Here is a 697-nt window from a genome sequence, read left to right on the forward strand (position 1 = left end):
GGCGCTGTTTCGTTAAGCGTGAAAAGTGAGGCGGTACGATTTTATGGTGTCCATGCCAAAAATCGGCCGCCTCAGCGGGTGTAGCGACTGGATCGATTTGAGTTTTGTGGAGCGAGAGCGGACACCGCGTCAGCTGATGGAACTCGGTATTCGACTCCATCTTGCTGGCCTCTCGCTTTCGAATACCGTCCGGGAATTAGAGAAGTTCGGTGTCGAACGCAGTCGCAAGGCAGTCCACGATTGGGTTCACAAATGCGATCTACAGCCGGCAGTTGACGAGGAACCAAATCACGTCGCGCTCGACGAGACAGTGATTCAACTCGACGAACATCGGTATTGGCTGTACACTGCTGTCGATCCGGAAACGAACAAAGTCCTCCATATACGGCTGTATTCGACGACTACGACCGCGTTGACAGAACGGTTCCTGCAGGAAATCACTGAGAAACATGACCTCGACGATGCCGTGTTTCTCGTTGATGGAGCAAAGCATCTCCAGACTGCACTCCGCCGATCTGGGCTCCGATTTCGATACGAAAAACATGGAAATCGGAACGCTGCTGAACGTGTCTTTCGTGAGATAAAACGACGTACCTCTTCGTTCTCAAACTGCTTTAGTCATGCACAACCGTCAACAGCCGAATCGTGGCTCCAAGCCTTCGCCGTCTGGCACAATGCTACAAACTAAACACGACCG

General features: G+C 52.2%; 1 protein-coding gene. It reads left to right on the forward strand.

The window, feature by feature from the left end; all coding sequences use genetic code 11:
- Nucleotides 1-52 precede the first annotated feature (52 nt).
- A complete protein-coding gene (locus ACEWFR_RS23760; protein WP_374063347.1) occupies nucleotides 53-688 on the forward strand; it encodes an IS6 family transposase in 636 nt (211 codons plus the stop codon).
- The last annotated feature ends 9 nt before the right edge of the window (nucleotides 689-697 follow it).

The sequence above is a fragment of the Natrinema sp. H-ect4 genome (assembly GCF_041894845.1).
In the GTDB taxonomy this organism is placed as follows: Archaea; Halobacteriota; Halobacteria; order Halobacteriales; family Natrialbaceae; genus Natrinema.